Annotated in this window: 1 protein-coding gene; it reads right to left on the bottom strand. The window is 40.1% G+C overall.

Annotated features, from left to right (window positions below):
• Positions 1 to 202: EutP/PduV family microcompartment system protein (locus tag FC20_RS09905; protein ID WP_236697678.1), on the bottom strand; the 202-nt coding region annotated here is incomplete at both ends.

The following is a 202-nucleotide window of genomic DNA, read 5'->3' as shown; positions in this document are numbered from 1 at the left end:
ACTTTGCATCATAACAATGATATCGGCCTGGTTTGCCGTTACGTTTAAAGCTGAATAAAGGCGTCGATGCTCCGTAAATTCGCCTGGTGTATCAATCAGACTATCAAAAAACTCAATAGCTTGTGTCTTATCATACGTTTGTTTTTGCCCAAATATTCGTTGTCGAAATGTTGTCTTGCCACAACCAACTGCGCCAACTAAT

Source organism: Lactobacillus equicursoris DSM 19284 = JCM 14600 = CIP 110162, assembly GCF_001434815.1.
GTDB classification, from domain to species: Bacteria; Bacillota; Bacilli; order Lactobacillales; family Lactobacillaceae; genus Lactobacillus; species Lactobacillus equicursoris.
This window is presented reverse-complemented; position numbering and strand designations above follow the sequence as displayed.